Annotated in this window: 24 protein-coding genes; 5 read left to right on the forward strand and 19 right to left on the reverse strand. The window is 68.9% G+C overall.

Annotation, left to right across the window (positions count from 1 at the left end; all coding sequences use genetic code 11):
- The first annotated feature begins 137 nt into the window (after positions 1-137).
- Positions 138-1,682, forward strand: a complete 1,545-nt coding sequence (locus GGR04_RS05615; RefSeq protein ID WP_183198672.1) for a M48 family metalloprotease — start codon at positions 138-140, stop codon at positions 1,680-1,682.
- 138 nt (positions 1,683-1,820) lie between these two features.
- Here GGR04_RS05615 and GGR04_RS05620 read toward each other — a convergent pair whose 3' ends face one another.
- The 9 genes from GGR04_RS05620 to GGR04_RS05660 all read right to left on the reverse strand — a co-directional run bounded on the left by GGR04_RS05620 (position 1,821) and on the right by GGR04_RS05660 (position 11,696).
- On the reverse strand, positions 1,821-2,687 hold the full coding sequence (locus GGR04_RS05620; RefSeq protein WP_183198674.1) for an RNA polymerase factor sigma-32: 867 nt from the start codon (positions 2,685-2,687) through the stop codon (positions 1,821-1,823).
- 283 nt (positions 2,688-2,970) lie between these two features.
- A complete protein-coding gene (locus GGR04_RS05625) occupies positions 2,971-3,579 on the reverse strand; it encodes a CarD family transcriptional regulator (protein ID WP_183198676.1) in 609 nt (202 codons plus the stop codon).
- A gap of 420 nt (positions 3,580-3,999) precedes the next feature.
- Positions 4,000-4,338, reverse strand: coding sequence for a ferredoxin FdxA (gene fdxA, locus GGR04_RS05630; RefSeq protein ID WP_183198678.1), 339 nt, complete (start codon positions 4,336-4,338; stop codon positions 4,000-4,002).
- A gap of 256 nt (positions 4,339-4,594) precedes the next feature.
- A complete protein-coding gene (locus tag GGR04_RS05635; protein ID WP_183198680.1) occupies positions 4,595-4,996 on the reverse strand; it encodes an RNA-binding S4 domain-containing protein in 402 nt (133 codons plus the stop codon).
- A 9-nt stretch (positions 4,997-5,005) separates the two neighbouring features.
- Positions 5,006-8,410, reverse strand: coding sequence for a helicase-related protein (locus GGR04_RS05640; RefSeq protein ID WP_183198681.1), 3,405 nt, complete (start codon positions 8,408-8,410; stop codon positions 5,006-5,008).
- A 124-nt stretch (positions 8,411-8,534) separates the two neighbouring features.
- On the reverse strand, positions 8,535-8,903 hold the full coding sequence (locus tag GGR04_RS05645; protein WP_183198683.1) for a PepSY domain-containing protein: 369 nt from the start codon (positions 8,901-8,903) through the stop codon (positions 8,535-8,537).
- A 230-nt stretch (positions 8,904-9,133) separates the two neighbouring features.
- Entirely contained in the window at positions 9,134-9,469 is a 336-nt protein-coding gene (locus tag GGR04_RS05650; protein ID WP_183198685.1) for a PepSY domain-containing protein, read from the reverse strand.
- A gap of 155 nt (positions 9,470-9,624) precedes the next feature.
- Positions 9,625-10,350: a beta-ketoacyl-ACP reductase gene (locus GGR04_RS05655; protein WP_183198687.1), complete on the reverse strand. Its 726-nt coding sequence runs from the start codon at positions 10,348-10,350 to the stop codon at positions 9,625-9,627.
- Between the two features lie 158 nt (positions 10,351-10,508).
- A complete protein-coding gene (locus GGR04_RS05660; RefSeq protein WP_183198689.1) occupies positions 10,509-11,696 on the reverse strand; it encodes an acetyl-CoA C-acetyltransferase in 1,188 nt (395 codons plus the stop codon).
- A 284-nt stretch (positions 11,697-11,980) separates the two neighbouring features.
- Between GGR04_RS05660 and phaR the strand changes: the two genes are divergently transcribed.
- Positions 11,981-12,577, forward strand: coding sequence for a polyhydroxyalkanoate synthesis repressor PhaR (phaR, locus tag GGR04_RS05665; RefSeq protein ID WP_183198691.1), 597 nt, complete (start codon positions 11,981-11,983; stop codon positions 12,575-12,577).
- 130 nt (positions 12,578-12,707) lie between these two features.
- Here phaR and rpmF read toward each other — a convergent pair whose 3' ends face one another.
- Both rpmF and GGR04_RS05675 read right to left on the reverse strand, forming a co-directional pair.
- Positions 12,708-12,893 (reverse strand): 50S ribosomal protein L32, encoded by a 186-nt coding sequence (gene rpmF / locus GGR04_RS05670; protein ID WP_183198693.1) that lies wholly within the window; start codon positions 12,891-12,893, stop codon positions 12,708-12,710.
- 249 nt (positions 12,894-13,142) lie between these two features.
- On the reverse strand, positions 13,143-13,820 hold the full coding sequence (locus GGR04_RS05675) for a biosynthetic peptidoglycan transglycosylase (protein WP_183198695.1): 678 nt from the start codon (positions 13,818-13,820) through the stop codon (positions 13,143-13,145).
- 220 nt (positions 13,821-14,040) lie between these two features.
- On the opposite strand from GGR04_RS05675, the gene GGR04_RS05680 reads away from it, so the two are divergent.
- Positions 14,041-14,943 (forward strand): polyprenyl synthetase family protein, encoded by a 903-nt coding sequence (locus tag GGR04_RS05680; RefSeq protein ID WP_183198697.1) that lies wholly within the window; start codon positions 14,041-14,043, stop codon positions 14,941-14,943.
- An 84-nt stretch (positions 14,944-15,027) separates the two neighbouring features.
- On the opposite strand, the gene GGR04_RS05685 is transcribed toward GGR04_RS05680, so the two are convergent.
- From GGR04_RS05685 to ispG, 4 genes are all read right to left on the reverse strand, one after another.
- Positions 15,028-16,731 (reverse strand): saccharopine dehydrogenase family protein, encoded by a 1,704-nt coding sequence (locus GGR04_RS05685; RefSeq protein ID WP_183198699.1) that lies wholly within the window; start codon positions 16,729-16,731, stop codon positions 15,028-15,030.
- A gap of 49 nt (positions 16,732-16,780) precedes the next feature.
- On the reverse strand, positions 16,781-17,203 hold the full coding sequence (locus tag GGR04_RS05690; protein WP_183198701.1) for a thiol-disulfide oxidoreductase DCC family protein: 423 nt from the start codon (positions 17,201-17,203) through the stop codon (positions 16,781-16,783).
- Positions 17,204-17,305: 102 nt separating this feature from the next.
- Entirely contained in the window at positions 17,306-18,160 is an 855-nt protein-coding gene (locus tag GGR04_RS05695; RefSeq protein WP_183198704.1) for a transglycosylase SLT domain-containing protein, read from the reverse strand.
- Between the two features lie 10 nt (positions 18,161-18,170).
- The gene (gene ispG / locus GGR04_RS05700; protein WP_183198705.1) at positions 18,171-19,454 is read right to left on the reverse strand and encodes a flavodoxin-dependent (E)-4-hydroxy-3-methylbut-2-enyl-diphosphate synthase; all 1,284 of its coding nucleotides are present in this window, start codon (positions 19,452-19,454) and stop codon (positions 18,171-18,173) included.
- A 228-nt stretch (positions 19,455-19,682) separates the two neighbouring features.
- On the opposite strand from ispG, the gene GGR04_RS05705 reads away from it, so the two are divergent.
- Together GGR04_RS05705 and GGR04_RS05710 are read left to right on the forward strand one after the other, a co-directional pair.
- A complete protein-coding gene (locus GGR04_RS05705) occupies positions 19,683-19,841 on the forward strand; it encodes a DUF3309 family protein (RefSeq protein ID WP_183198707.1) in 159 nt (52 codons plus the stop codon).
- 111 nt (positions 19,842-19,952) lie between these two features.
- Complete coding sequence (locus GGR04_RS05710) at positions 19,953-20,111, forward strand: DUF3309 family protein (RefSeq protein WP_183198709.1); 159 nt, start codon at positions 19,953-19,955, stop codon at positions 20,109-20,111.
- 24 nt (positions 20,112-20,135) lie between these two features.
- Here the strand turns inward: GGR04_RS05710 and GGR04_RS05715 are convergent, their stop codons facing one another.
- From GGR04_RS05715 to pyc, 4 genes are all read right to left on the reverse strand, one after another.
- Positions 20,136-21,356, reverse strand: a complete 1,221-nt coding sequence (locus GGR04_RS05715; RefSeq protein WP_183198711.1) for an MFS transporter — start codon at positions 21,354-21,356, stop codon at positions 20,136-20,138.
- A gap of 62 nt (positions 21,357-21,418) precedes the next feature.
- The gene (locus GGR04_RS05720) at positions 21,419-22,195 is read right to left on the reverse strand and encodes a DeoR/GlpR family DNA-binding transcription regulator (protein WP_183198713.1); all 777 of its coding nucleotides are present in this window, start codon (positions 22,193-22,195) and stop codon (positions 21,419-21,421) included.
- Between the two features lie 74 nt (positions 22,196-22,269).
- Positions 22,270-23,154, reverse strand: a complete 885-nt coding sequence (locus GGR04_RS05725; RefSeq protein ID WP_183198715.1) for a formate/nitrite transporter family protein — start codon at positions 23,152-23,154, stop codon at positions 22,270-22,272.
- 104 nt (positions 23,155-23,258) lie between these two features.
- A complete protein-coding gene (gene pyc / locus GGR04_RS05730; protein ID WP_183198717.1) occupies positions 23,259-26,717 on the reverse strand; it encodes a pyruvate carboxylase in 3,459 nt (1,152 codons plus the stop codon).
- Between the last annotated feature and the right edge of the window lie 81 nt (positions 26,718-26,798).

Raw genomic sequence — 26,798 nt, forward strand, 5'->3', positions numbered from 1 at the left:
CGGTCGCGAGACGCTGCCGAGAGTTTCGAAAAGCCTGTTGCTCGCCAACCCTTTCGTGCGCATCTCTTCTGCGGGTACACCATCGGTTCGGCGGCCCGATGCGCAGCGGCCGCGCGATCACAGGAGACGAATCGAGCATGGGGCATGACGTTCGATCGCAGGGGACAGGACGCGGCGCATCCACACGCGCCCGCTCGACCTCGCGCGCCGTCCTCGTGCTGCCCCTTCTGGCGCTGGCGGGCTGCACGACGCTCGGCGCCGGTCTCGAAGAGACCGCCGCGAGCCCCGAACTGCAGACCGGCTTCCTGCCGGGGCAGAGCCGGCAGCCCGTGTCGTTCGAGGCGGTGCAGAGTAGCGATCCACAGTCCACCATCGGCAAGTCGCAGCATCCCAAGATCCTGGCGGCCTATGGCGGCGCCTATTCCGACCCCAAGCTCGAGCTGATGCTCGCCGGCATCGTCGGCAAGCTCGGCGCCGTGTCGAGCGATCCCGGCCGCGCTTACAAGATCACCGTCCTCAACTCGCCCAACATCAACGCCTTCGCCCTGCCCGGCGGCTATCTCTACGTAACGCGCGGCCTGCTGGCGCTCGCCAACGATTCGGCCGAGGTGGCGGCCGTGCTGGCGCACGAGATGGGCCACGTGCGCGCCAACCACGGCATCGAGCGCCAGCAGCGCGAGGAGGCTGCCGAACTCGCGGGCCGGGTCGTGACGGAGGTCCTGTCGAGCGACACCGCGGCGCGCGCGGCGCTGGCGCGCGGTCGCCTGAACCTCGCCAGCTTCTCACGCAACCAGGAACTCCAGGCCGACGAGATGGGCATTCAGCAGACCGGGGATGCCGGATACGACGCCTATGCTGCGGCGCGCTTCCTCAAGACGATGGATTCCTTCTCCTCGTTCCGCAACGCCTTCCAGGCCAGCAATCCCAATCTCGACTTCCTCGCCTCCCACCCGGCCGCGCCGCAGCGGGTGGAACTGGCGCGCAAGCATGCCTCCGCCTTCGGCCCGGAAGGCACCGGCGCCACCGACCGCGAGCGCTACCTGTCGGGCATCGACGGCATGCTGTTCGGCGACACCGCCTCGGAAGGCTACGTTCGCGGCCGCTCCTTCTATCATCCCGGCCTCGGCATCACCTTCGCGGTGCCGGAGGGCTTCGCAATCGACAACACCGCCGAGGCCGTGCTCGCGACCGGGCCCGGCGACACCGCCGTGCGCTTCGACGGCATCGCGGTGCCCGAGCGCACCAGCCTCACCGACTACATCCAGAGCGGCTGGGTCGGCGGGCTGGACACCGCCTCGATCCGCCCGGTGAAGATCGGCGCGCTCGACGCCGTGACGGCGGAGGCCTCGGGCGGCTCCTATGTCTTCAACGTCACTGTGGTGCGCGTCGGCGGCCAGATCTATCGCTTCCTTACCGCGCTGCCGGCCGATTCCTCCGCGCGCCTCGCCGGCATCTCCACGAGCATCGCCAGCTCGTTTCGGCTCCTCGCCCCTTCCGAGCGCGAGCAGTTGAAGCCGCTGCGCATCCGCATCGTCACCGCGCGCGCCGGCGACACCGAGTCCTCGATCGCGGCCCGGATCCAGGGCGTCGATCGCAAGGTCGAGATGTTCCGCCTGCTCAACGATTTCGAGGGCGGCGGCACCGTCAAGGTCGGAGACCGCTACAAGATCGTCGCCGAGTAGCCTCGCCGCCCGTCGGACGCTTCGAACGCCTGATGCGTCGCGCGTCCGAACGACGTGGCCCCTGCCGCAGGACGCAACGAAAAAGGCCGCCCTCGGAGAGCAGCCTTTTTCGTGGAATGTCGATGCAGACCCTTCTCGTCAGGCGAGGAAGGCCGCTTCGTCGGGGTTGGACTGGAGAAGCGCGATGCGCAGCTTCTCGAGGGCGCGGGTCTCGATCTGCCGCACACGCTCCTTCGAGATGCCGAGCTTGGAGCCCAGCGCCTCGAGCGTCGCACCGTCGTCCTGCAGGCGGCGCTCGCGGATGATCTTGAGTTCACGCTCCGATAGAACGCCGAGCGCCGAACGCAGCCAGACGACGCGGCGTTCGTCGTCGATCGTGGCCGAGACCATTTCGTCGGGCAGCGGATCGTTGGAAACGAGGAAGTCCTGCCGGTCGGCCGAACCGGACTCGTCTTCCATCAGCGGCGCGTTCAGCGAGGAGTCGGGGCCCGACAGCCGCGAGTCCATCAGCGCGACGTCGCTTTCGGACACTTTCAGCGCGGTGGCGATCTCGCGATACATCTCGGCGCCCGAGAGGCTCTCGGAGCCTTGGCTGAGACGGGCGCGCAGACGGCGGAGGTTGAAGAACAGCGCCTTCTGGGCCGACGACGTGCCCCCGCGCACGATCGACCAGTTGCGCAGGATGTAGTCCTGGATCGAAGCGCGGATCCACCATGTGGCGTAGGTCGAGAATCGAACCTCGCGCTCCGGCTCGAAGCGAGCGGCGGCCTCGAGCAGACCGACATGGCCTTCCTGAATGAGGTCGCTCATCGCCAGACCGAAATGGCGGAACTTCGAGGCCATGGAGATGACGAGGCGCATGTGGGCGGAGGTGATCTTGTGGAGCGCCTCCTGGTCTTGGTGCTCCTTCCACCGCACCGCCAGATCGTACTCTTCCTCGCGCTGCAGGTAGGGCGCGGCCATCGCCGCCTGGATCAGATGACGGCGAGTGTTTTGAGACTTCATGGCTCGGACCTTCCGATGACGTCGGGAACTCTAGGGATCCGAACGCCGATACCGGGACCAGCCACGGCGCTCACGGAGAAGAAACACCGCGCGCGACCGAACGTTCCCGCCTCGGGAAACTTTTTTCGCTATTTAGGCGAGCCGACGAGAAATCAAGTGAGACAGGGATGGGTCCGGAGCGACGCTCGACAGACAGGTAGGTATAGCATTCGGCCCCGACAAAGAAAAGCCGACCGTCTGGGACGGTCGGCTTCTGCGGCAAACCCTTCGGAAAGCGCCTGATTCAGGCGGCTTCGTCCTGTTCGGCGACGATTTCGGTCTCGGCCTCGGTCTCGCCCTCGACCTCCTCCTCTTCGTCGGTCTTGGCCGTGCGCTTCGGGCCCTTGTTGAGGTTCAATTCGATGAGATGGACGGCCTCGGTCTCGCTGACCTCGTTGACGGCGGCGAGCTCGCGCGCCATGCGGCCGAGAGCGGCCTCATAGAGCTGGCGCTCGGAATAGGACTGTTCGGGCTGCGACTCCGCGCGGTAGAGGTCGCGCACCACCTCGGCGATGGAGATCAGGTCGCCGGAATTGATCTTCGCGTCGTATTCCTGGGCGCGGCGGCTCCACATCGTGCGCTTCACGCGCGCACGCCCCTGGACCACCTTCAGCGCGCGCTCGACGAAATCGGTCTCCGAGAGCTTGCGCATGCCGACCTGCTCGGCCTTGGCGACCGGCACCTTCAGGCGCATCTTGTCCTTCTCGAAATCGATGACGAAGAGTTCGAGCGTCATGCCCGCGACCACCTGCTCCTCGATCGCAACGATCTGCCCGACGCCGTGCGCGGGATAGACGATGCTCTCGCCGGTCTTGAAACCCTGACGCTGGGAGGTCTTCTTCTGAGTGCTCATACGCTTGATAAACTCCCTGTTGTGCAGAGCCGCGAACGCCGCTATGCACGGAACGACCGACGAGGCCGCGGATTGAGCATGCCGGCCGATCTGATAGCGGCCGCAGCCTGACGAGCCCGCGGTTCTCCGCACGACCGACCGAGTTCGCCCGAGGCGAACCCGAAACCGATGGTGTGTGGAGAGCCTCTCGGAAGCGTCGTGAAGAGCGGGTCAAGTGGGATCACGAGACCCGGTCATCGACTGTTGCAGAAATAATACCCTATTCCCGGGCAAAATTCAACTGCCATGCAAAGCACCCGCCGCGCGCGAAACGCCGGCGTTCGGACTCGGGTCGTAGCATGCCGACGGGCCGATGCGGACAGTCGGCGGGATGCCCACACCGGGAGCCCCGGCGGCGAACCCGCCGCGCCTTTCGGCCGATCAGTCGCCCTGACCGGGTTCCGCCGAGAAATACTTCTCCAGCTTGCCCTCTTCGCCGTCGAAGGTCTTCGCATCCGCGGGAGCGTCGCGCTTCACCGTGATGTTCGGCCACTGCACGGCATAGTCGGCATTGAGCTTCAGCCACTTGTCGAGCTGCGGCTCGGTGTCGGGCTTGATCGCCTCGGCCGGGCATTCCGGCTCGCAGACGCCGCAGTCGATGCATTCGTCTGGATGGATCACCAGCATGTTGTCGCCCTCGTAGAAGCAGTCGACGGGGCAGACCTCCACGCAATCCATGTACTTGCAGCGGATGCAGTTGTCGGTGACGACATAGGTCATGACGGATTTCCCGGGACTGGCATCGGCCCGGGGCGGCCGCCGGGACGAAGGATGGTCGCTGACGCGATCCGCAGGGCCGCCCGAAGCGACAGGGGGCGGCGAGCCGATCGCAGATGCCGGAGGTAGCGACTAGCGTCCGGCCTGACAAGGGCCGTTCCGTGCGCCGCGAAGCGCGATCGCGAAACGTCGTTCCAATGTGTCGAACGAGCCGGGTGCGCGCGCCATGAGCACGATGGATCGCTCTCGCGTGTGACGTTCAGTCGTCCCAGGCCATCGCGACCAGCCGCCCCGCGTCGCGGCGCTCGCGGCGCGTCGGACGCCCATTCGCCTCGATCGACGCGATCCCGGGTGTCGCCGGCCCCGCCGCGTCCGATCCCTCAGGGGGTTCCGTAGAGGGGGTCAGATCCTCGAACAGCGCCGCCGCCTCGCTGGCGGGCCCGCGCCGAACCCCGGGATCGAGAACCCTGAGGACGCGGATGCGCTCATGCACGTTGATGGTGAGAACGTCGCCCGGACGCACGATCCGGGCGGAATGGGAGACCTTCTCGCGATTGACGCGAACGGCGCCGGAGATCGCCAGCTTCTGCGCGAGAGAGCGCGATTTGACGACGCGCGCGAAGAACAGCCATTTGTCGATGCGCTGTTCGGATCCCGCCATTCGCGTCCCCTATTTCCCGAGCTTGTCCTTCAGAGCCGCCAGCTTGGCGAAGGGCGAGTCCGGATCGATCGCCCGAGGCTTCTCGACCCGCCGCTCTCCACCGCTGCCGGCAGCATCACGCTCATGCGTCGTGTGGGGCTTGCCCCCCTTGCCACCACGACCGTGAGAGAAACGCTCCTCGCGCGATCCCGCCTCCCCGCGCGACGAACCGTCGCGCCGATCCCGCTCGCCGCCCTTGCCGCCGGAGCGCGGGCGCCCCTCGGCGTCGGCGCGCACCGGAGCGGCGCCGCCGCGCTGCGGACGATCGTTGCGGCGCTCGCCGGACCGCGCCTCCGGGGCCGCGACGGCCTCGCCCGTCTCGGCCCCGGCACCGCCGCGGCCACGCCCCTGCGGCCGCGTACCGGCGCGCCCCGCGGGGCGCCCGCGGTTCTCGCCCCGATGCGGACGCCACAGCAACACGAGCTTGGGCGGCTCTTCCGGTTTGGCCTCGGCGGATGCGGCCTCGACGGGAGTGGCCTCCCCTTGGGACGCCGCCGTCTCGCTCTCTGCCGACGGTTCGTCAACGGGGGCCGACCCGGCGTCTTCGCCGGTCGCCTCGACCCCGACCTCGTCGACGACGGCTTCGGACGCATCCGAAGCAGGCGCCTCGTCCTCGTCGTTGCCCGATGGCTCGGCGACCGTCGCATCCGCCGTTGCCGGCTCGTTCTCGGCCGAAGGCGTGGCATCGCTCTCGTTCACCGCGGCGTCGGATGCCACATCCTCAGCAGCCTCGGACACCACATCCTCGCCGCCATCGGTCGCGGTCGCCGGTTCGATCAAAGCCGCGTCCATCGGAGCGGCGTCAACGGGTTCGGTCGCGGCCGCGGCCGATCCTGCGGCCTTGGCCCGCGCGGCTGCGCTGGCAGCCTCGTCCTGGCTGGCGATGGCAGCCTCGACCTCGCGTTGCTCGATCGCCTGCGAGCGGTAGCCGAGACCCTTGAGGATCTCGTCCATGTCGCCCGCGGTGGCGCCGAGGATCGACATCATCGCGGGGGTGACGATGAACTCGCGCCCGTTATAGGCGCCGTCCGGGCGCTTGGAGGAGCCCGGCGTCCAGGCGAGCGCGGGGCGAATGAGATCGGCGAGGCGCTCGAGAATGTCGATGCGCACCGCGCGGCTGCCGAGCACCCGGTAGCCGGCGAGCCCGTAGAACACGGGGTCGAAGCTCGCATCCGGCTTCACCGAGGTGCGGCCCGTCGCCAGAAGCTGCGTCACCTCACCGAAGCCCGGACGATCGCGTCCATCGTTGGCGATGCCCCAGAGCAGCGTCATCAGGTTGGCGGGCGCCGGTTTCACGAGGGCGGGCAGGAAGATGTGGTAGGCGCCAAAGCGCACGCCGAGCCGGCGCAGTGCGGCGCGGGCCTCCTGGTCGAGCGAGCGCACCTCCTCGGCGACGTCGCGCCGCTGCAGCAAGCCGAAATTCTCGTAGAGCCGATAGGCGATGCCCTTGGCGGCGCCCTCGACGCCCTCGGCGCTCTGGAGGTCTACCAGCGGCTTGAGGACGGTCGACACCTGATAGGTGACGAAGCGCTCGGCCCGCTGGGCGACGCGATCGCGCGCCGGCCCGGCGAGCTGGTCGTCGGCGAGGATCACGATGCGTGGCTTCAGCGGATCCTCGCCCGCCGTCAGCGAGGCCACGGGCGAGCCGAGCCAGCGCAGCAGCCCGTCGGACCCCATCGCGAGGTCGCCGTTGGGCGCGTTGAAGAAACGCTCCGCACGCTTGTCGTATTCGCCCGCCAGCGCCTTCTGCGCGGCGGCACGAACGGCCTTGGCATCCGGACCGTCGGACTTCACGTCCGGCGTGAACCTGAAGCCCTGCAGCTCGCCCACCAGGTGACCCTCAACGAGCACCGTGCCGTCGCCGCCGATTTCAGCTTCCATGAATGCGTTCTCTCTCAGCCGCTTCATCAAGACGCTTGTCCTGCGGTCTACGAAGCGTTTCGTCAACCGCTCGTGCAAGGCGTCCGACAGGCGGTCTTCGATCGCCTTGGTGTTTTCCTGCCAGTGTGTCGGATCGGCCAGCCAGCCCGGACGGTGGGAAATGTAAGTCCAGGTTCGGATCTCCGCGATGCGCTGGGAGAGCGTGTCGATGTCGCCCTCGGTGGAATCGGCGCGCCGAACCTGGCTCGCCATGTAATCCTCGGCCACGGTGCCGCGGCGCACGAGATCGGCATAGATCGAGGCGATGATCTCGGCATGCTGGGCCGGCGCGATGCGGCGGTAGTCCGGCAGCTTGCAGGCCTCCCAGAGAAGCTCGACGCTGCGCGCGTCCTTCGCCCATTTCGCCACGCCCTCGTCGCGCGACAGGAAGTCCAGCGCCCGCTGATCGACCGAGGGCAGCGCGCGGGCGAGTTCCTCGCTCGGCGGCAACACATCGAGCGAGCGCTTGAGCGCGTCGATCGAAGCGAAATCCAGCTTGCGCGAGCGCCACTGCACCACGCGAACCGGCTGGAACGTGTGCGATTCCAGATGCTCGACGAGTTCCTGCGGCATCGGATCGACGCGGCCGGTGACGCCGAACGTGCCGTCGCGCACGTGGCGTCCGGCGCGGCCGGCGATCTGACCGAACTCGGGCGGCGTCAGCTGACGATACTGGAAGCCGTCGTATTTCCAGTCCTGCGCGAAGGCGACATGGTCGACGTCGAGGTTCAGTCCCATGCCGATCGCGTCGGTGGCGACGAGGAAGTCGACCTCGCCGTTCTGGTAGAGCTCGACCTGCGCGTTGCGGGTGCGCGGGCTCAGCGCGCCCAGCACCACCGCCGCGCCGCCGCGCTGGCGGCGGATCAGCTCGGCGATGGCGTAGACCTCCTCGGCCGAGAAGGCGACGAGCGCCGAGCGCCGCGGCAGGCGGGTGATCTTCTTCGAGCCGGCATAGAGGAGCTGTGACAGGCGCGGCCGGGTGACGCACTGGATGCCCGGCAGCATGCGCTCGAGCACGCCGCGCATGGTGGAGGAGCCGAGCAGCAGCGTCTCGGCGGTGCCGCGCGTGTACAGGATGCGGTCGGTGAAGATATGGCCGCGTTCGAGGTCGGCGGCGAGTTGCACCTCGTCGATGGCGACGAAGGCGGCTTTGGTCTCACGCGGCATCGCCTCCACCGTGCACACCTGATAGCGCGCGTTCGGCGGCTTGATCTTCTCCTCGCCGGTGATCAGCGCCACCGCGCCGACGCCCACCCGCTCCACCACGCGACTGTAGACCTCGCGCGCCAGAAGGCGCAGCGGCAGGCCGATGACGCCCGAGGAATGGGCGACCATCCGCTCGATGGCGAGAAACGTCTTGCCGGTGTTGGTGGGACCGAGGACGGCGGTGACGCCGCGTCCATCGAGGCCGCTGTCGGGGCGGCGGGCGGGTCGCGGGGAGTGAAAGGCATCCATCATGGTCGCCCCATAGGTGGGACCGCGCACCGGAAACGCAAATGCGGCGGGGCCGGGATCGGCCTCGCCGCACAAAAAAAGACGAGGCCGGCCATGCCGGTGCCTCGTGCGACGGACGTCCCGGTCAGCGAACGTCGATCACGTCGCCCGAGCGGCTGTCGATGATGACGGTCATGTCACGGCCGCGCCGGTCGGCGCCCTCGACGCGAATCGAGCGACGCTGGCGGTAGACGTCGTCGACCTCGCGCATGCCTTCGGAGCGGGCGATGCGGGCGGCCTCGCGTTCGCCGATCTCGCGGCGGGGCGGCGGCGGGCCGTCGCGGTAGTCACGCGGGCCGTCGTAGCCGGGCGGGGGCGGCGGGCCGCGGCGATCGTCGTCGGGTCGCACGCGAACGCCGTTCGGCCCGATCTCGAGCGACTGCGCCATGGACGGCGCCACGCTCGTGAGGGCGAGGCCGGCGACGAGGCCGGCCCGGATGAGGGACTTGATCATCGGTGGAACTCCTCTGGCGCCGGCCGTCTCACCAAACCGGGCCCACTCCAATCGAGAAGGGTCGTCAAAGGTTCCCTCGATGAAAGACGGCAAACGACAAAACGGGCGGTGCGTCGCCGCCCGCCCGTCTGGTCTACCCGGTCTCTCGAACTGCCCACCACGCAAACGACGTCTCGCGTCAGCCGTTGCCGCCGACACACATCAATCTTTGCGTGGGCATACCGCCCAACTCAGCGAACGGCGATGACGTCGCCGCTGCGACGGTCGACATCGACTTGGATGTCGTCGCCACGCCGGTCCGTCCCCATGACACGGTAGGCGTTGCGAGTGCGCGTGACGTCGTCGACTTCGCGCACGCCCTCGGCACGAGCGATGCGGATAGCATCGCGCTCGCCGATCTCACGAGCCGGCCGGCGGTCGTCGCGGCGATCGCCGGGGCGCTGCGCGTTGGGATCGACGAGGCGCACACCATCGCGACCGATCTCGATGCCCTGCGCCAGCGAGGGGGCGGCGGAGCCGAGCAACGCAACGGCCGCCAGTGCGGTGGTCCACTTCTTACCGATCATGCCAGTCGTCCTCCGAAGCGGGATCTCGTGTCCCGAATTGTCACTCTTCGGAGAGATCAACACCGCGCTGCACCGATCGGTTCCTCGTGGCGCAAGCGCGGTCGTCCGCCCGACAGAGGACACCCTCGGCCGAACGACCGTCGCCTCGCACGGGTTCAGTGGAAGTACTGGCCGCCGTTCACCGTCAGCGTGGATCCCGTGATGTAGCCGGCATCGTCGGAGGCGAGGAAGACGACGCAGCGCGCGATCTCCTCGGGCTCACCGAGACGGCCCACGGGGATCTGCGGCAGGATGCGCTCCTTGAGCACGCCTTCGTCGATGGCGCGCACCATCTCGGTGCCGATGTAGCCCGGGCAGATCGCGTTGACGGTGATGCCGACGCGCGCGCCCTCCTGCGCCAGCGCCTTGGTGAAGCCGATGTCACCGGCCTTCGAGGCCGAATAGTTCACCTGCCCCGCCTGACCCTTCTGGCCGTTGATCGAGGAGATGTTGATGATACGGCCGTATTTGCGGGCGCGCATCCCGTCCCAGAGCGGCCGCGTCATGTTGAACAGGCCGTTGAGATTGGTGTTGATGACGTCCGACCATTGCGCCGGCGTCATCTTGTGGAACATCGCGTCGCGCGTGATGCCGGCATTGTTGACCAGGATCTCGACCGGTCCATGCGCAGCCTCCACCGCCTGGATCCCGGCTTCGCAGGATTCATAGGACGAGACATCCCACTTGAAGACGGGAATTCCCGTCTCCTCGCGGAAGGCCTCGGCCGCCGCGTCGTTGCCGGCATAGTTGGCGACCACGGTGTGGCCGGCCTCCTTCAGCGCCCGCGCGATGGCGGCGCCGATGCCGCGCGTTCCACCCGTGACGATGGCGACCTTGCCCATGGGGCTCCTCCCTGATGACGTGGCGTGAATTTTAGATTGCCCGCCCCGACCCTGACGAGGAAAGGCGGGCGGGATCGCGGCCGGCGGCTCGACGCCGCACTCCTCCCGGCGATCCCTTGGGTCTCAGGCGCGGAAGATCCCCCGCGCCGCTAAGTCCCTCAAAAGCGCTCGACGCACATGGCGACGCCCATGCCGCCGCCGATGCAGAGCGTCGCGAGGCCCTTCCTGGCGTCGCGCCGCGCCATCTCGAAGATCAGCGTGTTGAGGCAGCGCGCGCCGGAGGCGCCGATCGGATGGCCGATGGCGATGGCGCCGCCATTGACGTTGACGATGTCGGGGTTCCAGCCGAGATCCTGGTTGACGGCGCAGGCCTGCGCCGCGAAGGCTTCGTTCGCTTCCACGAGGTCGAGATCCTCGATCCGCCATCCCGCCTTCTCCAGCGCCTTGCGCGAGGCCGGGATCGGGCCGGTGCCCATCACGGCAGGATCGACGCCCGCGGTGGCCCAGGAGACGATGCGCACCATCGGCGTCAGACCGCGGCGGCCGGCCTCGCCTTCGCTCATCAGCACCAGCGCGGCGGCGCCGTCGTTGAGGCCCGAGGCGTTGGCGGCGGTGACCGTGCCCTCCTTGTCGAAGGCGGGGCGCAGCTTCTGCACCTTCTCCAACGTCGTGCCGGCCTTGATGTACTCGTCGTCGGCCACCGTCACGTCGCCCTTGCGGCTCGCCACCACGAAGGGCACGATCTCGTCGCGGAAGCGTCCGGCAGCCTGCGCGGCCTCGGCCTTGTTCTGCGAGCGCACGGCGAACTCGTCCTGCATCTCGCGGGTGATCTGCCACTGGCGCGAGACGTTCTCGGCGGTGTTGCCCATGTGGTAGCCGTTGAAGGCGTCGATCAGGCCATCCTTGAGCATGGTGTCGACGAGCTTCATGTCGCCCATCTTGGTGCCGGCGCGCAGATGCGCGGCATGCGGCGCCATCGACATCGACTCCTGGCCGCCGGCCACCACGATGCGCGCGTCGCCCGTCGCGATCTGCTGCATGCCGAGCGCCACGGCGCGCAGCCCCGAGCCGCAGAGCTGGTTGAGCCCCCAGGCGGTGGCTTCCTTCGGAACGCCGGCCTTCATCGCCGCCTGCCGGGCCGGGTTCTGCCCCTCGCCCGCCGACAGGACCTGGCCCAGAATCACTTCGTCGACCTCGGCGCCCTCGACGCCGGCACGCGCCAGCGCCTCGCGCACCACGGCCGCGCCGAGTTCGTGCGCGGGCACGTTGGCGAAGGCGCCGTTGAAGGCGCCGACGGGCGTGCGCGCCGCGCCCACGATCACGATGGATGCACCTGCGGAACTCATGGGATGACCCTTTCCTCGCCTCGGGAATCGTTCTTGGCCGGCGCCGGGCACCCGCAATGCCAGCTTCGCAGAGGTCGCTTCGCACTGTCAAACCACAGCGGGTGCCCCAACGTCAGCCATTCACGCCCGGCTCTAGGCGACGCTTTTGCGTGCGCCGCGGTGGACGACGGCCGCAATTGCTGCGGTTCCCTTGCGAAGCGTTTGGAAACGAGGCGAAATTATGCCTATCTCTTCGCAAGGGCAGCGCGAACGTGCCCGGCGCCACGCATCTGGGGAGGAAACGGATGGCCCGCAACACCGAAACCACCGTCATCAAGAAATACGCCAACCGCCGCCTCTACAACACGGGCACGTCGATGTACGTGACGCTCGAGAACCTCGCTGCGATGGTGAAGGGCAACGAGGACTTCGTGGTCAAGGATGCCAAATCCGGCGAGGACATCACCCATTCGGTGCTGACGCAGATCATCTTCGAGCAGGAGAACAAGGGCGGCCAGAACCTGATGCCGATCACCTTCCTGCGCCAGCTCATCCGCTTCTACGGCGACCAGATGCAGATGGTGATCCCCGCCTATCTCGAAAGCTCGATGACCGCCTTCTCGCGCGAGCAGGAGACGTTTCGCGGCGCCCCGACGGCGACGCACAATCCCGTGCAGTTGATGGAGGCGCAGGTGCGCCGCAACACCGAGCTGTTCCGCGAGGCGATGGGCATGTTCAACCCGTTCGTGGCCAACGCGCTGGGTGGCGCGGATGCGGCCAAGCGGGGCGCGCCCGCCGCCTCGCAGCCCAAAGCCGCCGATCCCGACGATCTCGCCGCGATGCGCGACCAGCTCGCCGAGATGCAGAAGCGCCTGGAGGCGCTAGACGCCAAGAAGGGCTGAGGCTGAGCCGGGCTCCAAGCTCGCCGCGACGCCGCGTCAGGTCCCGAATGAAAAAGGCCAGATGCGCACGCATCCGGCCTTTTTCCATATCTCGATGACCCGCTCCGGACGGAGCGAGCCGGCCTTCGAATCAGGCGTTGTCCTTGATCGTCAGGATCTGCTTGCCGCGATACATGCCGGTCTTCAGGTCGATGTGGTGGGGACGGCGCAGTTCGCCCGAGTTCTTGTCCTCGATGTAGGTCGGCGCGACCAGGGCGTCGGCCGAACGGCGCATGCCGCGCTTCGAGGGGGAGGTCTTTCGCTTCGGGACGGCCATGGGTCTCTCCGTTGGGGTCGGCGGCGTCGGACGCCGTGAGGGCATCGCGCCGCTGCGCAGATGGGTGGGCTCCGGCCGCCCGCATCCTTGCAAGAGGCCGATCCCGGCGTACGCGGCCGACAGCCGATCCGAAAACGGGATCGATCCTGCCTGTCGCGAGACACGGGAAATCGCGTGTGCCCATAGCAAACCCACCCCGTCTTGGGAAGACCGGAGCCGGAGATTCTTGGGTTGCCAGGGTCTTGCCGGTCAGCCGATGCAGCCCGCATAGTCGCCCGCCGCGCGCGCGCGCGCCTCCACCACGTTGGCCAGCCGGTTGAGCCCGCGCGAGGGATTGGCGGGGTCGCGGGTGCGCGGCGAGGGCAGCGCCACCGCCAGCAGAGCGGCCTGGCGCGCGGTGAGCTGGGCCGGGCTGCGGTTGAAGTAGAAGCGCGAGGCGGCGCCGATGCCGTAGATGCCGTCGCCCCATTCGGCGACGTTGAGGTAGATCTCCATCGTGCGGTTCTTGCGCCAGACGAGATCGGCATAGAGCGCCAGCGGCAGTTCCAGCGCCTTGCGCACAAAGGAACGCCCGTTCCAGAGGAAGAGGTTCTTCACCGTCTGCATCGGGATGGTGGAGGCGCCGCGCCCCGCCTCGCCCTCGTTCACCGCCTGGTCGACCACCGTTCCCAAGGCGTCCCAGTCCACCCCGCCGTGGAAGCAGTATTGCCCGTCCTCCGACATCATCACCGAGCGCACCAGAACCGGCGAGATCTCGGACAGCGGCGTCCATTCGCGGTCGAAGGGCTGGAACGAGAAATGCTCGGCGAGCATCAGCGTCGAGACCGGGCGCACGCCGGGAATGGCGTAGATCGGCACCAGCACGAGCGGGATCGCGGCCACGAAGACGAGCGCGAACAGCACTCCGTAGATCAGGCGTCGGGTCATCGGCGTCGGGGTTCCACGAAGGAAGAGGTCGCGAGGGGCCGGCGGCGGCTTGGCGCGTAAAGCGCCAAGCGTCGCAGGCCCTCCCTCATAGCAAGACGAGGGAAAGCGGAGCAACGACCGCGCCGACGCCTTGCGAGATCGCCAGTGGACGGGCAGAGACGGGATCGACGCCCTGCCCCGACGCTTGCCCTGTCTTCCCGCCGAAATCCGGACCCCCGCCATGGCCCCTTCCCGCTTCGACGCCGCGCTCCAGGATGCGGCGCTGCGCATGGAGACGACGTTCGCGCATGCTCTCTCCGAGGCCCATCCGCTGCTCTCGGGCGCGCCCGAGCGGCTGCTGGCGGCGATGCGCCACGGGGCGCTCGGCGGCGGCAAGCGGCTGCGGCCCTTTCTCGTCGAGGCGAGCGCCGCCCTCTTCGGCGCCGAAGCGGCCCACGCCGCCCCGGTGGGCGCGGCGCTGGAATGCATCCACTGCTATTCGCTCGTCCACGACGACCTGCCGGCGATGGACGACGACGACCTGCGCCGCGGCCAGCCGACCGTGCACCGGGCCTTCGACGAGGCCACCGCGATCCTCGCCGGCGACGCGCTGCTGACGCTGGCCTTCGGGCTCGTCGCCGAAGCCGAGGCGATCGAGCCGGCGGCGCGTCTGCGTCTCGTGGCGCTCCTGTCGCGCGAAGCGGGGGCGGCGGGCATGGCGGGCGGGCAGGCGCTGGATCTCGAAGCCGAACGACAGGCGCTGGACGAGCCCGCCATCCGCCGCATGCAGGCGATGAAGACCGGCGCGCTCATCGCCTTCGCCGCCGAGTCCGGCGCGATCCTCGCCGGCGCCCCGGAGGCGGACCGCGCGCGCCTACGCCGGTTCGGCGAGATCGTCGGCCTCGCCTTCCAGCTTGCCGACGACCTCCTCGACGAGACCGCCGACGCCGCCACCCTCGGCAAGGCCACGGCCAAGGACGCCGCCCGCGGCAAGAAGACCCTGCCCGCCCTCCACGGCCAGGACTGGACCCGCGCCGAGCTCGAACGCCTCGTGGCCGAAGCCGAGGCGCTGCTGGCATCCTACGGCGACAAGGCCGAGACGCTGAAGGCGGCGGCGCGTTTCGTGGCGTTCCGCGATCGGTGAGACGGCACGAAAGGTCGAGGTGGGTTTGAATCTCCGGCCATCCACCGAGCGGTGTCCGACTCGAGCATGGACGGGCCAGCGGTTTCAGCTGACGGTAGCGATTTCGCCGCCACCCGTCGCATCGGTCGTCGCCGCTTCCGGCGTCAGGGTCCCGCGATAGGCGACGACCAAGCCGACGATCGGCACCCGAATGGTGACGTCGAAGGCAAACCGCCCGTCGCGCTCGGTCTCGAACGTCTCGCCGCTCGGCAGCAGCCATCCCGGCATCGGGATGTGTCCGATCGACCATCGCCGGGGAACGAACCTGAGGCGTGATCCCTCATGTACGAGAGCGATCGAGAAACGGGCGACCCCGAATCGTTCGACCAGAAGATGACGATCCCGTCCCGTTCCCGCCGACTGGAGCGAGCGAAACGTCCGGCTGCCGATGCGCCGGGTCCATAGCTCGCCTGCGGGCGTCGGCGAGAAGGTGACGATCGCCGGAACATTGCGCGCCGCATGCGGGAAGCGGAAGGCCGCACACAGGAGACGCGCGATCATCCCGCTCCCTCGTGTCACGTCGGCCGAGCCCATCCAGCGGCGCGAAGCGGATGCGCCGTGGATATCTCTCAAAGCCGCAGGCAGTGCCTGAAAAGCGGATCCGAGAATCGCTCTGTATATCGTGTCGCCCTCGCCCTCGTCGCGAAAGCCGGAGACGATCCGGCGGCGTTCGAACAGGGCCTCGTAGTCCTCGAGCTCCAGCGCGTGAACCGCCGATCTGGCGCCCACACCCGGCCTCTCGCCGCGCAGCCTCTTGCGGATCAAAGCCTCGATCGCCATCGAAGGAATGAGCGGTCCGTCGTCGCCTTCCGCCAGAAGATGCCAGCTGCGCACGACGGGACGATCGCCCGAACTGCCGGAAACGGACACGAACATGCCGCCGCGATGCGCGCCGAACCGCGCCCGCTTCAACACCGCATGGAACAGCGTTGCGAACGGTGCGAGAGCCGGAAGGCCGAACAGGGCTCTGGCCTTGGCGAGGAGGTTCAGCAAGCGATGCAAAGATTCCGGGACCGGACCGGCGCCCATCCAGATGTCGGTCATCGACGGATGCTCCGGTGGGAGAACCTGGAGATCGGGCACGTCGACCAGAGAGAAGCGGAGATTGCGCAGAGGCAGGTGACCGGGAACGGCCACCGTGAAGCGACGGCTCTCCGTCAGGCCGCGGCCCTCGAAGGGCTGGCCGGCGCGCAGCAGCTTCACCGGTCCGCCCGCATATCCCAACACCGCCCGCATCACGTTTAAGCCGATCCCGGCATAGGGCGAAGGCGCGATGCCGCCCTCGACGACGCGAATGTCCATGGTGGCGGCCATCCGGCGCAGCACCGCCGCGGTCAGCACGGGAAAGCTGCTGACGCCGGACAGGACGACGACGCCTGCGGCCTTCGCCTGTGCGTCGAAGCGGGAGACGCCGAAGACGAAATCCGCCGCGTCGGCGAAATCGAGATAGTCGACGCCCGCCTCGATGCACGCTTCGATCACGCGGTATGGATGGGCGCCGTAGTCCTGAAACGGACCGGAGGCGTCCACCACGAGATCGGGCCTTCGGCTGCGCAAAGCCTGCAGGATGTCGGCGCGGTCGAGGCCCAGAGGCTCGACATGCGCGATGCCTCGATACGACGCGCAGAAGGCTTGTGCGCGCTCCCAACTCCGGCCGCAGAGAACGAGTTCGAGATCGCCGACATCCTGCAGCAGCTCGACGAGCCGTCCACCGAACACGCCGTAGCCGCCCAGGATCAGAACCCTCATGCGATCGAGTGTCCTTCAGACACCGGCAAAGGCGCGACGGGGGAACCCGTCAAAGGATGCGATCCCGGAAGCGTTGCGGCGCGACCCAGCAGCTGTCGCGTCGACCGAACAGGCGGTAGCGGTTCCGTGCGACGACGCGGTAGACGGGATCGCGCGCGAAGGCCGGTACGATCCGGAAGATCCGCATGAGCGCCCAAGGAAAGCCGAGCCGTTCGTAGATGCTCAGAACGGCGTCGCTGTCGCGGCGCATCCGATCGCCTTCCACCACGAGCATGCTCGCCGGATCGTTCGGGTCCATGCCATGCCGCCGGTAAAGCGCCTGGCCGACCTCGCCCTGCATCGACGCGAGGCGAAAGAGACCGGCGCGATCTCGCTCCAGCACGAACCGGGCGTTGGCCGAGCACAGCACGCACTCGGCGTCGAACAGGATGATGGGTCCGCCGAAGGCGGTCGCGGGGTGGGCGGTGGTCATGGTTCGCCGTTGTAGCGAACTGCGTCTCGCCCCGAAACCTCGCTCTGCGAGAGAGGCCGTCGCCGATCGCCGCTCGGAAGATGCAATTCCGCCAACTCCCCGTCAGTTGCGCATCACCACGCAGTCGCCGCCGGCGGCGCGGAACTTGGTGCAGAAGCCGTTGGCCTCGCCGCGCGAGTTGGCTCCGATGCGCACGGCGGTGATGCGGCGGGGGCCGGAGATCGGGCGGGTGCGCATCACGATCGGCTCGACGCCGCCGAGAACGCCGGGATAGCGGTCCTGCAACTTTCGATAGAGACGCACGGCGATCGCCTCGTTCGGGTGGCCGGCCACCTGCACGCCCCAGGGGCGCATCGGCGCCGATTCCGCCGCCGCGAAGACTGCGCGTGTCGAGAGGATCGGCAGCTTGCGGCAGGCGCTGGCGAAGTCGAGATCCTTCACCAGCGGCGTTACCTCGGCCTCACGGCGTTCGTCGCGAAACCAGGCGGCGGGCTGCGCGGTGATCGAGAGCACGTAGTCCTCGGTCTCGTAGGGCAGGCGCCCGCCAGCGTTCATCCAGCGCTTCACGCGGTTGATACCGCCATTGTAGGCCGCGGCCGCCAGACCCCAGGAGCCGAGCTCGGCCCTGAGATCGCGCAGATACGTGGCGGAATGGTAGATCGCCTGCCCCTTGTCGTAGGGGTCGGCGAGACCGCGCTCCCGCGCCGTGTAGGGCATGAACTGGGCGATGCCCTGCGCCCCCACCGGCGAGCGGGCGCTCTCGTCGAAGCGCGATTCCTTCCAGATCAGGCGGGCGAAGAACTCCGGGGGCATGCCGACCTTGCCGGCATTCTCGGCGATGAGATCGCAGATCGCGCCGACGCGCGGGTCCGACGCCTTCTCCGGCTGCTCGGCGGCTGCCGGCAGGGCGACCAGCGCCGCCGCGAGAAACAATGCGGCCGCAAGGACCCGCCTCATGCGCCGAGCCTCATTCGGCGGCGGCGGTGCCGGCGAGCGCGGCCGGGCGCCCGAAGCGGCGGTCGATGTACTGGCGCACCATCTCGTGGAAATCCTCGGCGATGCGCGCCCCCCGCAGCGTCGCCACCTTCACGCCGTCCATGTAGACGGGCGCCGAGGGCACCTCGGCGGTGCCGGGCAGCGAGATGCCGATGTCGGCGTGCTTGGATTCGCCGGGCCCGTTGACGATGCAGCCCATGACGGCCACCGTCATCGCCTCGACGCCGGGATAGCGCTCGCGCCAGAGCGGCATGTTGGTGCGGATGTCGGTCTGAATGGTCTCGGCGAGTTGCTGGAAGAGGGTCGAGGTGGTGCGCCCGCAGCCCGGGCACGCCGCGACGATCGGGATGAACTGGCGGAATCCCATCGTCTGCAGGATCTCCTGCGCCACCTGCACCTCGCGCGTGCGGTCGCCGCCGGGCTCGGGCGTCAGCGACACGCGGATCGTGTCGCCGATGCCCTCCTGCAGGAGGATGCCCATCGCCGCCGCCGAGGCGACGATGCCCTTCGAGCCCATGCCGGCCTCGGTGAGGCCGAGATGGATGCAATGGTCGGTGCGGCGCGAGAGATCCCGGTAGACGGCGATGAGATCCTGGACGTTGGAGACCTTGGCCGAGAGAATGATGCGCTCGCGCGCCAGGCCCGTCTCCTCGGCGAGCGCAGCGGAATGGAGCGCCGACTGGACGATCGCCTCGCGCATCACGTCGCGCGCCGGCAGCGGGCTGGCCAGCGCCGAGTTGGCGTCCATCAGCCGCGTCAACAGTTCCTGGTCGAGCGAGCCCCAGTTGACACCGATGCGCACCGGCTTGTCGTGCCGGATCGCCATCTCGACGATCTCCACGAACTGCCGGTCCTTCTTGTCCTTGAAGCCGACATTGCCGGGATTGATGCGGTACTTGGCGAGCGCGGCCGCGCAGGCGGGATGATCGGCCAGCAGCTTGTGGCCGATATAGTGGAAGTCGCCGACCAGCGGCACGGTGACCCCGAGCCGGTCGAGCCGCTCGCGGATGCGCGGCACGGCGGCGGCGGCCTCGTCGCGGTCCACCGTGATGCGCACGATCTCCGAGCCCGCCCGCGCGAGATCGGCGACCTGGCGCACGGTGCCGTCGACGTCGGCCGTGTCGGTGTTGGTCATCGACTGCACCACCACGGGCGCCGCGCCGCCGACGAGGACGCCGCCGACATCCACCGCCACGGTGCCGCGGCGCGGCAGCGGATCCACGAGAACGGGTTCGAGGGGGGCTTGCAGGTTCATCGGCGGAAGGTCCGGTTGGGCGGCGGGTCCGGGCGGGCGAAACGACGCCCCGCCAGGCGGGCAAGGTCTACAGCGCCCCGCGCCTCGATCATAGAGGCGGCGGCGTCGCGTCGCCCGTCGCCGCGTTTCAACACCCGCAACTTGTCGCGAGCATGACGCCGCGCGGCTTGATCGGGAGGCGCGCGGCTGGCACATCGCGGCCCGTCCGCTTCCCCTTCCGGAGGTTTCGTGCCAATCGGCCCCGCCCTCGCCCTTTTCTGTCTCGTGATGACCGCCGCGCTCGCGCCGGTCTGGCCCTGGTCGCGCAGCTGGAGCGCCCGTCCGGCGATCGGCTTCGCGCTTGCCTTCACGGTCGTGGTGCTCGGATGGGTGACGATCCTGATCTGAACTCCCGCCCCCGCTCACGGGCCTGCGACAAAAGGATGCGGATGAAGGGAACCGGGTGGTTTCTCACCGGGTTGTGAACGCGAAGGAACGCGTTTTCACTCGGAGTCCCCCATGACCCTCGGCACCATTCTTCTCATCGTCCTCATTCTGCTGCTGGTTGGCGCGCTGCCGTCCTGGGGCCATTCGCGCTCCTGGGGCTACGGGCCGAGCGGCATCCTGGGCTTCCTGCTCGTGGTGGTCCTCGTGCTGCTGCTTCTCGGCCGCATCTGACGACATCCCAAGAAGGGCGGCGGATCACTCCGCCGCCACCGTCTCGCGCGCATGCGCCCCGGCGGCCCGGTCGGCGCCGCGCATGAGGTTCGAGAGCAGGAAGATCACGACGAGGCAGGCCGAGAGCGCCAGGAACACCGGCGGGAAGCCGAAGCGCCCTGCGAAGAAGCCGATCGCCGAAGGCGCGATGAGAATGCCGCTATAGCCGATCGTCGTGGCGATCGAGATGGCGATGCCCGGCTTCAGGCCCTCGATGTTGCCGGCCGCCGAGAAGGCGACGGGCACGAGGTTCGACAGGCCGACGCCGAGAATGGCGAAGCCGAGCAGCGCGAAGGCGAGGCCCGGCGCCAGCGCGATGACGAGAAGCCCTGCGATGCCGAAGGCGACGGAGACGCGCACCGTGCCCACCGCCCCCAGCCGGTCGCGGATGCCGTCGCCGAGGAAGCGGAAGAGCGCCATGGTCGCCGAAAAGGCGGCGAAGGCGAAGCCCGAAGTGGCGATGTCGGCGCCGAGATCCTGGCGCAGGTAGATCGCGCTCCAGTCGATCGCCGCGCCTTCCGGCACCATGCCGAACAGCGCGCAGCCGCCGATCGCCACGGCGGCGAGGGCCGCGGCGCCGCGTGTCGGGCTGCGACCCGCCGGAGCTCCCTCCGATGCGGCGTCGGCTACGGCGGGGCGGTCGTCGCGGTCCTCGCGCAGCGCCCGCGAGACGGGCACCAGCGCGGCGAGAAGCACCAGCCCGACCAGAACCGTGTGGCCGAAGGGGCCGAGCGCGGCGATGAGCGGGCCGCCGACGAAGGCGCCGGCAAAACCGCCGATCGACCAGAAGCCGTGGCAGGACGACATCATCGCCTTCGGCAGGCGCCGCTCCACCGAGACGGCGTTGGCGTTCATCGCGACGTCCATGCCGCCCATGGTCATGCCGAAGAAGAACACCGCGACCGCCGCGGCCGTGGGATTGGGCGCGAGCGTCAGCAGCGGCAGCGCGAAGGCGAGGAGCGCCTGCAGCACAAGCACGGGGCGGCGCGAGCCGAAGCGCGAGACGGCGGCGCCGACGAGCGGCATGGCGACGATGGCGCCGATGCCGATCACGAGGATCAGAAGCCCGAGGCGCGCCTCGTCGAGCCCGAGGCGCTCGGCCTGCACGGGCACCTGCGGGGTCCAGTTGCCCATCACGAAGCCGTTGGCGAGGAAGGCGAGCGACACGGCGCGGCGGCTCGGCGGGAACGAGGCGGGGATCTTCATGGGAGAACGGACGCTTTCGCGAGAGATTCGAAATGGGCGTGAACGCGGGAACGGGACGGCGGTCAGGCGTCGGCGATGCGGTGGACCGTCGTGCCGGCGGCCTCGAAGGCCCGCAGCGTCGCAGGATCGCCGGACGCCTGCGTGACGAGATGGGTGAGCCGGCCGGGCGCCAGCACGCGGAACGGGGCAGCGGTGCGCAGCTTGTCGGCGGTGGCGACCACCATCACGGCGCGCGCGCCCTCCGCGACGCGGCGCTTGAACTCGGCCTCGTCCTGGCTGAAGGCGGTGACGCCCGCCTCCGCGTCGACCCCGCAGGCGCCGAGAATCATGAGATCGGCGTGGAACTCGCCGGCCTCGCGCAGCGCCCGGCTGCCGAGGCACGCGCCGAGCGCGGGATCGTAGCGCCCGCCGACGAGCAGCGTCTCGATGCCGGGAGCAGTGGGCACGGCCAGCGCCACCGCCGGCGAATTGGTGAGAAGGGTCAGCCGGCGCACGGACCCGAGCGCCGCGGCCACCGCCGCGTTGGTGGAGCCGGCATCGACGAAGATCGTGGCGCCCTCCCCGATGAGCGGCACGGCGGCGGCGGCGAGGCGCTCCTTGGCGCCGGCCATCTGGTCGCGCCGTTCCGCCAGCGTGCCGGTCTGCGGCGCGAGCGGCAGCGCGCCCCCATAGACGCGCTCGCAGAGACCGGCCGCCGCCATCTCGCGAAGGTCGCGCCGCACCGTGTCGTCGGAGATGCCGAGTTCGCGCGCGATCTCGTTCGCCACCACGCGCCCGTCCCGCGCGAGACGCTCGGCGAGCAGGCTCTGGCGCTGGCGCGTAAGGAGGGTGCCGGCCATCATTTTACCCGTTTGGATCGGTTTCTGCACGATCTTGCATGATTGAACGGCAGGGCGCAACCCATTCGTGCTTGTCAGGCGTCGCGCTTCTTCAGATAGGCGAACCAGTAGGACAGGCCGATCGAGGCGCCGCCGAAAATGTTGCCGAGGGTGACGACGACGAGGTTTCTGACAAAGCCGCCGAGCGTCACCGTCGGAAAATCGGCGGCGGTGTGGGAAATTCCCGTCCAGAACTCGGGCGCGGCGAAGGCCTTCACCAGAAGCGCGATCGGGATGATCGACATGTTGGCGACCGAGTGCTCGAAGCCGGCGGCGACGAAGGCGGCGACGGGCAGCAGCAGCGCCAGGATCTTGCCGGGCACGGTGCGGGCGGCCTGCGTCACCCAGATCGCGAGGCACACCAGCATGTTGGCGAGGATGCCGCCGGCGAGCAGCGCCACCCAGCCCTTGCCCGTCTTGGTGGCGGCGATCTCGAGCGCGCTGAGACCGACCGCCCCCTCGCCCGGCATGTGGCCGCCCGCCGCCACGAAGAGCGCGGCGATCAGCAGCGCGCCGACGAGGTTGCCGCCGTAGACGAGCGCCCAGAAGCGCCACATCGTGGCGGCGTCCAGCGTGTCGCGCATCCGGTTGATCACCAGCATCGTGTCGCCGGTGAAGAGTTCGGCGCCGGCGATCACCACGAGCACGAGGCCGACCGCGAAGCTCGCGCCGGCGATCAGGTGCTGCGGCCCGGAATAGGCGCCCCCGCCCGCCGAGGTGACGATGTAGAGGATCGACCCGAAGGCGATGTAGGCGCCGGCCAGAACCGACAGGAGCAGCACGTCGCCCGCCGGCTTCTTCACTTTGCCGGACAGATATTCGAGGGCGATCTTCGCCGCCTCGGGCGGAGCGGCATCCTTCGCCGACACCACGGGCGGGGCATCGGACGAAGCCGGGGGCGCAGGGCGTTCGGCAGTCATCGGGCGGTCTCCTCTCGGGGGCACCCGTCGAGCGGCGCCGCAAGCCAGTGGAGATGGGGCGCCGGGCCGGCGGGGCGAGCGCCCCGCCGCAGGGCTCCTGCGTCTCAGGGCGCGAAGACGACCAGAAGGTCCTTGGCGTCGATCTGGTCGCCGGTGCGCACGTGCACGGCCTCGACCACGCCGTCGCGCTCGGCATGGAGCGCCGTCTCCATCTTCATCGCCTCGATGGAGAGGAGCACGTCGCCGGCCTTCACCGACTGGCCGGGTGCGACCGCCAGCGTCGAGACGACGCCGGGCATGGGCGCGCCGACATGGGCGGCGTTGCCCGGCTCGACCTTCGCCCGCGCCGCACTGCCGCCCGCGTTGGAGCGGTCGGGCACCTTCACCCGGCGCGGCTGGCCGTTGAGCTCGAAGAACACGGTCCTCTTGCCCTTCTCGTCGGTGTCGGCGGTGCCGAGGCAGCGGATCACCAGCGTCTTGCCGGGCTCGAGATCGACGAGGATCTCCTCCTCCGTGCCGATGCCGTAGAAATAGTTCGGCGTCGGCAGCGTCGACACCGGGCCGTAGGTCTCGGCGGCCAGCGCGAAGTCGGTGAAGACCTTCGGGTACATCAGGAACGAGGCGAATTCGGCGTCGCTCACCTTGCGCCCGAGCTTCTCCGCGATGGCGGTGCGTTCGGCGGCGAGGTCGGCGTCGGGGATGAGCGAGCCCGGCCGCACCGTGATCGGCGTCTCGCCCTTCAGCGCCTTCTTCTGCAACCCTTCCGGCCAACCGCCGGGGGGCTGGCCGAGATCGCCGCGCAGCATCGCCACCACCGAATCCGGGAAGGCGATGTCGCGCGTGGGGCTCTCGACGTCGGCGACGGTGAGGTCCTGCGCCACCATCATCAGCGCCATGTCGCCGACGACCTTCGAGGAGGGCGTCACCTTCACGATGTCGCCGAACATGCGGTTGGCGTCGGCATAGGTCTGCGCCACCTCGTGCCAGCGCGTCTCCAGCCCGAGCGAACGAGCCTGCTCCTTGAGGTTGGTGAACTGGCCGCCCGGCATCTCGTGGAGATAAACCTCCGAGGCCGGTCCCTTGAGGTCGCTCTCGAAGGCGGCATATTGCGTGCGCACGGCCTCCCAGTAGAAGGAGATCCGCCGGATGGCGTCGCCGTCGAGGTCGGGATCGCGCTCCGATCCGCGCAGCGCCTCGACCACCGAGCCGAGGCAGGCCTGCGAGGTGTTGCCCGAGAGCGCGTCCATCGCCGCATCCACCGCATCGACGCCCGCCTCCACCGCGGCGAGAATCGTGGCCGCCGCGATGCCGGACGTGTCGTGCGTATGGAAGTGGACGGGCAGGCCCACCTCCTCCTTCAGCGCCTTCACCAGCACCCGCGCGGCCGCCGGCTTTAGAAGGCCCGCCATGTCCTTGAGGCCGAGAATGTGCGCCCCGGCGCGCTCCATCTCCTTGGCGAGCGCCACGTAGTATTTCAGGTCGTATTTCGAGCGCTCAGGGTCGAAGAGGTCGCCGGTGTAGCAGATCGCGCCCTCGACGAGCTTGCCCTCGTCCAGCACCGCGTCGATGGAGACGCGCATGTTCTCCACCCAGTTCAGGCAGTCGAACACCCGGAAGAGATCGACGCCGCCCTTGGCTGCCTCGTGGACGAACTGCTTCACGACGTTGTCGGGATAGTTGGTGTAGCCGACGCCGTTGGAGCCGCGCAGTAGCATCTGCAGGAGGATGTTGGGGGCGCGCTCGCGGATCAGCGCGAGGCGCTCCCACGGATCCTCGGTGAGGAAGCGCATGGCGACGTCGAAGGTGGCGCCGCCCCAGCATTCCAGCGACAGAAGCTCAGGCAGCGCGCGGGCGTAGGCGTCGGCGATGCCGGCGATGTCGTGGGTGCGCACGCGGGTGGCGAGCAGCGACTGGTGCCCGTCGCGCATCGTCGTGTCGGTGACGAGGACGGGCTTCTGCGCGAGCATCCAGGCGGCGAAGCCCTTCGGCCCGAGTTCGTCGAGGCGCTGGCGCGAGCCCGGCCGGACGGGCGCGTCGAAGACCGGCGCCAGCGGGCGGCGCGCGTCGGCCGGGGGCTTGGGGCGTCCGCGCGTCTCGGGATGGCCGTTGACGGTGACGTCGGCGAGATAGGTCAGAAGCTTGGTGGCTCGGTCGCGGCGCTTCACCTGCGCGAAGAGCTCGGGCGTCGTATCGATGAAGCGCGTCGTGTAGCTGTTGTCGGCAAAGGCCGGGTGCGTGATGATCGCTTCGAGGAAGGTGAGGTTGGTCGCCACGCCGCGGATGCGGAACTCGCGCAACGCCCGGTGCATGCGCGCGATCGCCTCCTCCGGCGAGGGCGCCCACGCCGTGATCTTTTCCAAGAGCGGATCGTAGAAGCGCGTGATGATGGCGCCCGAATAGGCCGTGCCGCCGTCGAGCCGGATGCCGAAGCCGGTGGCGCCGCGATAGGCGGTGATGCGCCCGTAGTCGGGAATGAAATTGTGCTCGGGGTCTTCGGTGGTGATGCGGCACTGGAGGGCGTGGCCGTTGAGGCGGATGTCCTCCTGGCGCGGCACGCCCGATCCGGCCGTTCCGATCGCGTGGCCGTCGAGGATGTGGATCTGCGCCTTGACGATGTCAATGCCCGTCACCTGCTCGGTCACGGTGTGCTCGACCTGGATGCGCGGGTTCACCTCGATGAAGTAGAAGGCGCCGGTATCGGCATCCATCAGGAACTCGACCGTGCCGGCGCCGACGTAAGCCGTGGCCGCGCAGATCTTGCGCGCATAGGCCGAGAGCTCGCGGCGCTGGGCGTCGTCGAGATAGGGCGCGGGGGCGCGCTCCACGACCTTCTGGTTGCGGCGCTGGATCGAGCAGTCGCGCTCGAAGAGATCGACCACCGTGCCGTGCGTGTCGCCGAGGATCTGCACCTCGACGTGGCGGGCACGCTCCACCAGCTTTTCGAGATAGACCTCGTCCTTGCCGAAGGCGGCCATCGCCTCGCGCTTGGCCTCGGTCACCTCTCGGGCGAGATCTTGCGGCGCGCGAATGGCGCGCATGCCGCGCCCGCCCCCGCCCCAGGAGGCCTTCAGCATGATGGGGTAGCCGACGGTCCCGGCGAGGCGGCGCACCTCCTCCATGTCGTCCGGCAGCGGCTCGGTGGCGGGCACCACGGGCACGCCCACCTCGATCGCGAGATTGCGCGCGGCGACCTTGTTGCCGAGGCGGCGCATCGTGTCGGGCGTCGGGCCGATGAAGGTGATGCCGGCTTCTGCGCAGGCATCGGCGAATTCCGGGCTCTCCGACAGGAGGCCGTAGCCGGGATGGATGGCGTCGGCGCCCGAGAGCTTCGCGACCCGGATCACCTCCTCGATCGACAGGTAGCTCTCGATCGGCCCGAGATCGCGCTTGAGATGCGCGCCGCGCCCGATCGGGTAGCTCTCGTCGGCCTTGAAGCGGTGGAGGGCGTATTTGTCCTCCTCGGCCCAGATCGCCACCGTCTTGATGCCGAGTTCGTTCGCCGCGCGGAACACGCGGATGGCGATTTCCGACCGGTTGGCCACCAGAATCTTGCGAATCGCCATGTCGTTCCCCCGATTGCCGAACCCGGGGTGGGAGTGAACGCGAACTCGCTCGCCGTTGCAATGCAGCACGAGACGCCGATT

This window comes from Aureimonas pseudogalii, from assembly GCF_014196835.1.
GTDB classification, from domain to species: domain Bacteria; phylum Pseudomonadota; class Alphaproteobacteria; order Rhizobiales; family Rhizobiaceae; genus Aureimonas; species Aureimonas pseudogalii.

Coding starts and splice junctions, on each gene's coding strand:
- GGR04_RS05615 (WP_183198672.1), top strand. CDS start 138: ATGGGGCATGACGTTCGATCGCAGGGGACAGGACGCGGCGCATCCACA.
- GGR04_RS05620 (WP_183198674.1), bottom strand. CDS start 2,687: ATGAAGTCTCAAAACACTCGCCGTCATCTGATCCAGGCGGCGATGGCC.
- GGR04_RS05625 (WP_183198676.1), bottom strand. CDS start 3,579: ATGAGCACTCAGAAGAAGACCTCCCAGCGTCAGGGTTTCAAGACCGGC.
- fdxA (WP_183198678.1), bottom strand. CDS start 4,338: ATGACCTATGTCGTCACCGACAACTGCATCCGCTGCAAGTACATGGAT.
- GGR04_RS05635 (WP_183198680.1), bottom strand. CDS start 4,996: ATGGCGGGATCCGAACAGCGCATCGACAAATGGCTGTTCTTCGCGCGC.
- GGR04_RS05640 (WP_183198681.1), bottom strand. CDS start 8,410: ATGGATGCCTTTCACTCCCCGCGACCCGCCCGCCGCCCCGACAGCGGC.
- GGR04_RS05645 (WP_183198683.1), bottom strand. CDS start 8,903: ATGATCAAGTCCCTCATCCGGGCCGGCCTCGTCGCCGGCCTCGCCCTC.
- GGR04_RS05650 (WP_183198685.1), bottom strand. CDS start 9,469: ATGATCGGTAAGAAGTGGACCACCGCACTGGCGGCCGTTGCGTTGCTC.
- GGR04_RS05655 (WP_183198687.1), bottom strand. CDS start 10,350: ATGGGCAAGGTCGCCATCGTCACGGGTGGAACGCGCGGCATCGGCGCC.
- GGR04_RS05660 (WP_183198689.1), bottom strand. CDS start 11,696: ATGAGTTCCGCAGGTGCATCCATCGTGATCGTGGGCGCGGCGCGCACG.
- phaR (WP_183198691.1), top strand. CDS start 11,981: ATGGCCCGCAACACCGAAACCACCGTCATCAAGAAATACGCCAACCGC.
- rpmF (WP_183198693.1), bottom strand. CDS start 12,893: ATGGCCGTCCCGAAGCGAAAGACCTCCCCCTCGAAGCGCGGCATGCGC.
- GGR04_RS05675 (WP_183198695.1), bottom strand. CDS start 13,820: ATGACCCGACGCCTGATCTACGGAGTGCTGTTCGCGCTCGTCTTCGTG.
- GGR04_RS05680 (WP_183198697.1), top strand. CDS start 14,041: ATGGCCCCTTCCCGCTTCGACGCCGCGCTCCAGGATGCGGCGCTGCGC.
- GGR04_RS05685 (WP_183198699.1), bottom strand. CDS start 16,731: ATGAGGGTTCTGATCCTGGGCGGCTACGGCGTGTTCGGTGGACGGCTC.
- GGR04_RS05690 (WP_183198701.1), bottom strand. CDS start 17,203: ATGACCACCGCCCACCCCGCGACCGCCTTCGGCGGACCCATCATCCTG.
- GGR04_RS05695 (WP_183198704.1), bottom strand. CDS start 18,160: ATGAGGCGGGTCCTTGCGGCCGCATTGTTTCTCGCGGCGGCGCTGGTC.
- ispG (WP_183198705.1), bottom strand. CDS start 19,454: ATGAACCTGCAAGCCCCCCTCGAACCCGTTCTCGTGGATCCGCTGCCG.
- GGR04_RS05710 (WP_183198709.1), top strand. CDS start 19,953: ATGACCCTCGGCACCATTCTTCTCATCGTCCTCATTCTGCTGCTGGTT.
- GGR04_RS05715 (WP_183198711.1), bottom strand. CDS start 21,356: ATGAAGATCCCCGCCTCGTTCCCGCCGAGCCGCCGCGCCGTGTCGCTC.
- GGR04_RS05720 (WP_183198713.1), bottom strand. CDS start 22,195: ATGGCCGGCACCCTCCTTACGCGCCAGCGCCAGAGCCTGCTCGCCGAG.
- GGR04_RS05725 (WP_183198715.1), bottom strand. CDS start 23,154: ATGACTGCCGAACGCCCTGCGCCCCCGGCTTCGTCCGATGCCCCGCCC.
- pyc (WP_183198717.1), bottom strand. CDS start 26,717: ATGGCGATTCGCAAGATTCTGGTGGCCAACCGGTCGGAAATCGCCATC.